Source organism: Streptomyces sp. NPDC060194 (assembly GCF_042728285.1).
Taxonomy (GTDB): Bacteria; Actinomycetota; Actinomycetes; order Streptomycetales; family Streptomycetaceae; genus Streptomyces.
In genome coordinates this window covers 1-7,620 of the sequence record NZ_JBHWZH010000206.1, presented here as the reverse complement: position 1 = coordinate 7,620, position 7,620 = coordinate 1, and the positions used below count along the sequence as shown (strand labels likewise).

Sequence of the window (7,620 nt, the reverse complement as noted above, 5' to 3'; positions counted from 1 at the left end):
GTGGCTCGCCCACCGCCGCCCCCGCCGCGCCCCCTGACCCCGCCCGGCCCCCCCGGGGCCCGCACTCCGCCCGCCACCCCCGCGGCTCCGCCGCACGTACCGGGCTCCGCCCGGCGGCCTCAATCGCCGGCCGGGCTATAGATTTTGGCGGCTCGCGCGCAAGCCGCGGCGGCTCGCGGCTCCGCCGCACATAACCGGGCTGCGCCCACGCGAGGGCGCCGGTGAGAAATCCGCTTCCGCAGACTTACTAAGTACTCGGTAGGTCTGCTTACATAGCGCCGTCGGACGGCCCGGACCCCCGTCCTCCGCCCGGCGCATCCCGCCGCCACTGCGCGCAAGGACCGCGTGTGCGGCGGGAGTTGAGGGCTCACCCCCGATCGAAGGAGCCGCACCGATGCCTCACCGCCCCCCGCGCCCGGCCCGCCTCAGAGCGGTTGCCGGACTGCTCACGTTCGCCTTGGCCGGCACCGGCCTCGGCCTGACCGCCGCCGCGCCCGCCCAGGCCGCCGACCCCGTCGCCCAGGTCTGGGTGACGACGGGCGACGGCAGCCGGAAGCTCGCGTCGGACGGCTCGCTGCCGTTCACGGGCAGCGCGCAGCCCGTCGACATCAGGGTCGACGGCAGCGCCCGCGGCCAGACGTTCACCGGCGCCGGCGCCTCGGTGACGGGCGCGTCCGCGAGTCTGATCAGCGGGCTGACCGCGGCCAAGCGGGACGCCCTGCTGAAGTCGCTGTTCTCCGCCGAGGGCGACGGCATCGGCCTCAACTACCTGCGCCAGCCGCTCGGCAGCTCGGACTTCAACGCGGGCGGCGGCTTCCACTCCTACGAGGACACCCGCGGTTCGTTCTCCGTCGACGCCGACAAGGCGCAGATCATCCCGGTCCTGAAGCAGGCGACCGCGGTCAACCCCGCGATCCGCTTCATGGGTTCGCCGTGGTCGCCGCCGGCCTGGATGAAGACGAACAACAACCTCAGCGGCGGCAGCCTCAAGCCCGAGCACCACCAGGACTACGCCGACTACCTGGTCAAGGCGATCAAGGCGTACGGCGCGGAGGGCATCAAGCTCACCGACCTCACCGTGCAGAACGAGCCCGAGTTCGCCACGACGTACCCCTCGATGAGCATGTCGTCGAGCCAGCAGGCGGAGTTCTTCAAGGTCCTCGACCGCACCCTGACGGCGAACAACCTGCCCACCAACCTGCTGGCGTACGACCACAACTGGGACCACCCCAACTACCCGCTGGAGGTGTTCGCCCAGACCTCCGGCATCAACCGGGTGATCGGTGCCGCGTTCCACTGCTACGGCGGCACCCCCGACGCCCAGCAGCAGGTCGTGAACGCGGGCAAGCGCGTCTTCTTCACCGAGTGCTCCGGCACCGACAGCGCGAACCCGGCGACCACCTTCGCCGACACCCTGCAGTGGCACGCGGAGAACCTCGTCGTGCGCAACATGCGGTACGGCGGCGAGACCGTCATCGACTGGAACCTCGCGCTGGACCAGAACGGCGGTCCGCACCAGGGCCATTGCCAGACCCGCTGCAACGGCGTGGTCGAGATCGCGAACGGGAACGTGACCCGCAACGCCGAGTTCTACGTCCTGGGCCACGTCACCAAGTTCGTCAAGGCCGGTGCCACGCGCCTGGGTTCGACCAGCCAGGCGTCCAACGGCGTGCAGAACGTGGTGTGGCAGAACCCCGACGGCTCGCGGGCGGCGTACGTCGTCAACACCGCGACGACCGCGCAGAAGTTCTCGATCACCGACAACGGCCGCTCGGCCGTGCACACCCTGCCGGCGGGGGCGGTCGCCACGTACGTGTGGACGCCCGGCACGACCCCGCCGCCCGGCGGGGGCGCCATCGACCCCGCCCGCTGGTACCAGGTGGTCAACGCGAGCAGCAACTCCTGCCTGGACGCGACCGGTTGGGGCACGGCTGACGGCACCGGCCTCCAGCAGTGGGCGTGCGGGGCGGGCGTGCAGAACAACCAGAACTGGCAGTTCCGTCCGACGGCCGACGGCTACGTCCAGGTCGTGAACCGGCACGCGAACAAGGTGTGGGACGTCGACGGCGGCGCCGGGGCGACCGGCAACGGCGTCCGCGTGCACCTGTGGTCGTACGTCGGTGGCACGAACCAGCAGTGGAAGCCCGAGAAGACCGCCGATCCCGCCCGCTACCGGTTCGTCGCCCGGCACAGCGGCAAGTGCCTGACGCTCGCCGGGTCGGGCAACGGCGGCGGGTTCACCCAGCAGCCGTGCGCGGGGACGGCGGCGCAGTCGTTCGACCTGACCGCGCAGCCGTAAGTCATCCCATCAGCAGACGAGTTCGGCCCCTTCCCGCTGCGGGAGGGGCCGTTCCGCTCGCTCTCGGCTCAGCCGGCCCAGGTCCAGTCCGCGACCTCCGGCATGTCCGTGCCGTGCTCGCGGATGTAGGCGTGGTGGCGGGTGCGGGCGTCGACCATGGTCTGGCGGACCACGGCCGCGCGGGTGCCGAGGCCGGGAACCCGGTCGATGACGTCCATGACCAGCCGGTACCGGTCGAGGTCGTTGCGGACCACCATGTCGAACGGGGTGGTGGTCGTGCCCTGCTCCTTGTAGCCGCGCACGTGCAGGTGGGCGTGGCCGTTGCGGCGGTAGGCGAGGCGGTGCACGAGCCAGGGGTAGCCGTGGTAGGCGAAGACGACCGGCGTGCCGGTGCCGAACAGGGCGTCGTACTCCCGGTCCGTCATGCCGTGCGGGTGCTCCTCCTCGGGCATGAGCCGGGTCATGTCGACGACGTTCACGACCCGGGTCGCCAGCTCCGGCAGGTGCTCGCGGAGCAGTTGGGCCGCGGCGACGACCTCCTGGGTGGGGACGTCGCCGGCGGCCGCGAGCACCACGTCCGGCTCGCGGGTGCCGTCCTCGGTGCCGGCCCACTCCCACACGCCCGCGCCGCGCGCGCAGTGCGCCCGGGCCTCGTCCATCGTCAGCCAGTCGAACGTCGGCTGCTTGCCCGCGACGATCACGTTCACGTAGTCGCGGCTGCGGAGCGCGTGATCGGCCACCGACAGCAGGGTGTTGGCGTCCGGCGGCAGGTAGACGCGCACGACGTCGGGGCTCTTGTTGAGCACGTGGTCGACGAAGCCGGGGTCCTGGTGCGAGAAACCGTTGTGGTCCTGGCGCCAGACGTGCGACGTCAGCAGGTAGTTGAGCGAGGCGATGGGGGCGCGCCAGGGCAACTCACGCGAGGTCTTGAGCCACTTGAGGTGCTGGTTGACCATCGAGTCGACGATGTGGACGAACGCCTCGTAGCACGAGAACAGCCCGTGCCGGCCGGTGAGGAGGTAGCCCTCCAGCCAGCCCTGGCAGGTGTGTTCGGAGAGGATCTCCATCACCCGGCCGTGCCGGTCGAGGTCCGTGTCGGAGGCGAGGAGCTCGGCCTGCCACGCCTTGCCGCTGGCCCCGTAGACCGCCTGGAGCCGGTTGGAGGCGGTCTCGTCGGGGCCCACGAGCCGGAAGTCGCGGCTGCGGCTCGTCGCCGCCATCACGTCCTCCAGGAGGGTGCCGAGGATCGCCGTCGGCTCGTGCAGGACCGTCCCCGGCTTGTCGACCGGCACGGCGAAGCGGTCCAGGTCAGGGATCGGGAGGCCGCGCAGGAGTCGGCCGCCGTTCGCGTGCGGGGTCGAGCCGAGGCGGCGGTCGCCGTCCGGCACGTACCGCAGGACGTGCGGGAGCGGGGCGCCGTCGGCGTCGAACAGCTCGTCCGGGCGGTACGAGCGCAGCCAGCGCTCCAGCTGGGCGAGGTGCTCGGGGTTGTCGCGCACGCCCGCGAGGGGGACCTGGTGGGCGCGCCAGGAGCCCTCGACGGGTTGGCCGTCGACCTCGGCGGGGCCGGTCCAGCCCTTGGGGGTGCGCAGGACGATCACGGGCCAGCGGGGGCGTTCGGGTGCGTTCGTGCGGTCGCCGTCCCGGGCCTCGCGCTGGATCTCGGCGATCCGGTCGAGGGCGCGGTCCATCGCGGCGGCGAGCTCGCGGTGGACCGTACGGGGGTCGTCGCCGGTCACGTACAGCGCCTCGTGGCCGTACCCGGTGAGCAGGGCGTCCAGCTCGGCCTCGGGGAGGCGGGCGAGGACGGCCGGGTTCGCGATCTTGTATCCGTTGAGGTGGAGGATCGGCAGGACGGCCCCGTCGTGGACGGGGTCGAGGAACTTGTTCGAGTGCCAGGAGGTGGCGAGCGGGCCCGTCTCCGCCTCGCCGTCGCCGATGACGCAGGCGACGACCAGGTCCGGGTTGTCGAACGCGGCGCCGTAGGCGTGGCTGAGCGAGTAGCCGAGCTCACCGCCCTCGTGGATCGAGCCCGGCGTCTCCGGTGCGACGTGGCTCGGCACGCCGCCGGGGAACGAGAACTGCCGGAACAGGCGGTGCATCCCCGCCGCGTCCCGGCCGACGTCCGGGTAGGTCTCGCTGTAGCTGCCCTCCAGCCAGGCGTTCGCCAGTACGGCGGGGCCGCCGTGGCCCGGGCCCCAGACGGCCAGCGCGCTCAGGTCGCGCTGCTTGATCACCCGGTTCAGGTGGGTGTGCACGAGGTTGAGGCCGGGGGACGTGCCCCAGTGGCCGAGCAGCCGCGGCTTGATGTGGTCGGCGTCCAGGGGCTCGCGCAGGAGCGGGTTCGCCATCAGGTAGATCTGGCCCGCGGCCAGGTAGTTCGCCGCGCGCCAGTGGGCGTCCAGGGCGTCGATCTCCGCGTCGCCGATCGTGTGCGGCTCGGTCGTCAGCGCGGCGCGGGCGGGTGACGTGGTGATCGCGGCACGACCCTGCCGGCCGCCGCTCCTGGCCTTGCGCATGCGGTTCCTCCGTGGGTCTGCGGTCGGTCCGGGCGCCCTTTCGAACGTACACCGGCGTACCGGGCCCCGCGCGGGGCGTCCGGCGCGGGCCGAGTGCCCCTCCCGGTGCCGTTCATCCCTCGGTCCAGGGGGTGCAGCCCCGCGACCCGTCCGCCCCCTCGACGCAGGCCCGCACCCCGCCGAGCACGGTGACCCCGAGCATGAGGGTGTAGAGCGCGTGACCGGGCACGGTCACCTGCTGCGCCTGCGTGCGGCGGTCCCGTGTCTCGACCCACACCTCGTCGCCCGCCCCCGGCTCCCGTACGCGTCCCCACACCGCCCGGCACGTCGCGCTGTAGCGCAGTTCGACCTGCCGCCCGCCCACGTCCCGGGCCGCGCGCGTCTCCGCGTCCGTCCAGCAGTCCGTCTCCCCCTGCTCCGAGTCGAGACCGGTGCACCGCTCGCCCCGGCAGGGCTCGGCGAAGCTCCCGCGCGCCGTGCCGGGGTCCCCCGCGAGGTGCGCCCAGAGCCAGGCCCCGGTCCCGAGCAGGACGACCGTGGCGAGCGCGGCGGCCAGCGCGACGACGACCAGGGAGCGCGAGGCGCCCGGCTCCGGCGCCACCACCCGCTCCCCGCCCGGCGCACCAGCCGGCTCCGCGTCCTCCGGCCCGCTCGCGTCCTCCGGCCGGACCGCGGCCGCGGACCCGCCCGCGACGGCGGACCCGGCCGCCGCCTCGCCGCCCGCCGCCGTACCGCCGTCGCCCCCGGACACCGCGCCGGAACCCGACGCGTCCCGTCCGCTCCACACCGCGTCCGCGAGCCGCCACAGCGCGAGCAGCCGCGCGGGGTCCGCGCCGCTGAGCTCGGCGAGCGTCTGCACGGCGTCCCGCGGCGGCAGCACGCGCCCGTTGAGGTACCGCTCCCAGGAGGACTTGCTGTAGGCGGTGCGGCCGGCGAGGGCGGCGTAGCTGAGCCCGGTCGCCTCCCGCGCCTCCCGCAGCCGCTCGGCGAGCCGGCGCACCTCGGGCGCGGCCGCGACCTGCCCGCGCCCCGCCCCCTCAGCCACGCGCCGTCGGCTTCCTCAGCTCCCGCCACGTCTTCGGCCCGACGACGCCGTCGTCGTCGAGACCTCGCGCCCGCTGGAACGCCCGTACCGCCGCACGGGTGTTGGGGCCGAAGGACGCGTCGACGCCCTGCGGGTCGAACCCGTGCTCGAGGACCAGGCACTGGACCTCGGCGACCGCCTCGACGGTGGTCCCGACGGCGTACTGGTCGGTGAGCGTCGTGCTGTGGCCGGCGTAGAGCAGGCCGTCGCGGACGGTGAAGTGGCAGGGGAAGGTCTTGGCGGAGTACGTGGAGGTCGGCACGGCGGCCTTCGCCGGGCGTACGCGCTCCTGCGCGCCCTGCTCCCAGGGCCGTACGACGGCCAGCGCGCCGGCCGCGGCGACGAGGACGGCGACGGCCGCGGCGACGGCGACGACCGACGCGCGAGCCGGCACGTGCCGTACGGCGGACCCGAGGTCACGGCGAACGGCGACGGTCTCGCCGTCCGACGCCGGGTCCCCGTCCGGCGCGCGTTCGACGTCCGGCGCCTGCTCGCCGTCCGCCGCCTCCGGCCCTTCCTCCACCGGCAGCGCCGCCGCCGACGCGGCGACCTCCCACAGCACGCTCAGCGCGACCCGGTCCCCGCCGCACGCGTCGGCCATCGCCTCGACGGCCCGACGGGGCGGCAGCGCCCGGCCGTTGAGGTAGCGGGCCCACGACGACCTGCTGTACGAGGTGCGGCTCGCGAGCGCGGCCAGACTGAGCCCGCTGTGGTCCTTCAACTGACGCATGTGCACCACGAGTTGCCGGACCCTCAGATCCAACGACTCGGGCAGCGCCTTCCAACGCGACATCCCGGGATCCCCTTCAGACGCACGCGGTCCCACACGGCCACGGCGCGCTCAGCGTACGGAACTTCGGGCGTTCGTATGTACGTTCCCCTCCACTCGGCCGCCCGTGGGCGTCCCACCGTCCCGCCGCGTTCCGTCCCGGCGGACGTCCCCGCAGGTCAGAACCGCCGACGTCCCGGCATGTCTCAACCCGCCCGGCCGGTATGGCTTGTTCCGCTCCCTGCCCGGAAGAGTGGCCGCCGGACCGCCAGGCCGGTCCCGGCGGGCTCCTCTCACCTCGTCGGGGCCGGCCGCCACCGGCCACCGTCCGACCGTCTCCTCCTCGAGATCCAGGGGTTCTCCGTGGCATTCACCACCACCCGCAGGTACGCAGGTCTGCTCCTCGCCACCGCCGCGCTCGTCGCCGGCACGGCAACCGGCGGCGGCGTCGCCGTCGCGGCGGCGCCCTCGGGCGTCTCGGCGCTCGCCTTCCCGTGCGACGTCACGATGAACTCCGCCGGGCGCATGACCGCCGGCTACTACAGCGGCGACACCGTCAACCCGTCCAAGACGCAGGTGACCGCGGCGGGCAAGGAGGCGCAGTGCCTCCTGCAGTACCAGGGCTACAACCCCGGCACCATAGACGGCATCTTCGGCTCCCGGTCGCAGTCGGCCGCCCGCGCCTTCCAGACCCAGGTCAACAAGGCCCCCTGCCGCGCCGGCCTCACCGTCGACGGCATGATCGGCCGCCAGAGCTGGCCCTGGCTGCGCCACCTCTACTGCCTCTGATCCGAACCGACCGACCGCCGTCCGGCCCGCACACAACGGGGGCGCGCCGGGCGGCGGTCCCGTCGCCCCCCCGTTACCTTTTTCGTGGCTCCGCAATGGGGCCTCCGGCCTTCGGGTCCGGCATGACTTCCCCCTCCTGTTGTTGATGATCCGGGGGGTG

5 protein-coding genes are annotated in these 7,620 nt (G+C 73.6%); 2 read left to right on the top strand and 3 right to left on the bottom strand.

Translation table 11 applies throughout. From position 1 onward, the window contains the following. The first annotated feature begins 394 nt into the window (after positions 1 to 394). Positions 395 to 2,299 (top strand): RICIN domain-containing protein, encoded by a 1,905-nt coding sequence (locus tag ACFWEG_RS27290; RefSeq protein WP_387220306.1) that lies wholly within the window; start codon positions 395 to 397, stop codon positions 2,297 to 2,299. Between the two features lie 68 nt (positions 2,300 to 2,367). Here ACFWEG_RS27290 and ACFWEG_RS27285 read toward each other — a convergent pair whose 3' ends face one another. From ACFWEG_RS27285 to ACFWEG_RS27275, 3 genes are all read right to left on the bottom strand, one after another. Next, positions 2,368 to 4,818 (bottom strand): phosphoketolase, encoded by a 2,451-nt coding sequence (locus ACFWEG_RS27285; protein WP_387220304.1) that lies wholly within the window; start codon positions 4,816 to 4,818, stop codon positions 2,368 to 2,370. Positions 4,819 to 4,930: 112 nt separating this feature from the next. Continuing rightward, the gene (locus tag ACFWEG_RS27280) at positions 4,931 to 5,863 is read right to left on the bottom strand and encodes a helix-turn-helix domain-containing protein (RefSeq protein ID WP_387220302.1); all 933 of its coding nucleotides are present in this window, start codon (positions 5,861 to 5,863) and stop codon (positions 4,931 to 4,933) included. Then, the gene (locus ACFWEG_RS27275) at positions 5,856 to 6,695 is read right to left on the bottom strand and encodes a helix-turn-helix domain-containing protein (RefSeq protein ID WP_387220300.1); all 840 of its coding nucleotides are present in this window, start codon (positions 6,693 to 6,695) and stop codon (positions 5,856 to 5,858) included. Before ACFWEG_RS27275 ends, ACFWEG_RS27280 begins: the two co-directional genes overlap by 8 nt. Before the next feature lie 339 nt (positions 6,696 to 7,034). Between ACFWEG_RS27275 and ACFWEG_RS27270 the strand changes: the two genes are divergently transcribed. Further along, entirely contained in the window at positions 7,035 to 7,460 is a 426-nt protein-coding gene (locus tag ACFWEG_RS27270; protein WP_387220299.1) for a peptidoglycan-binding protein, read from the top strand. The last annotated feature ends 160 nt before the right edge of the window (positions 7,461 to 7,620 follow it).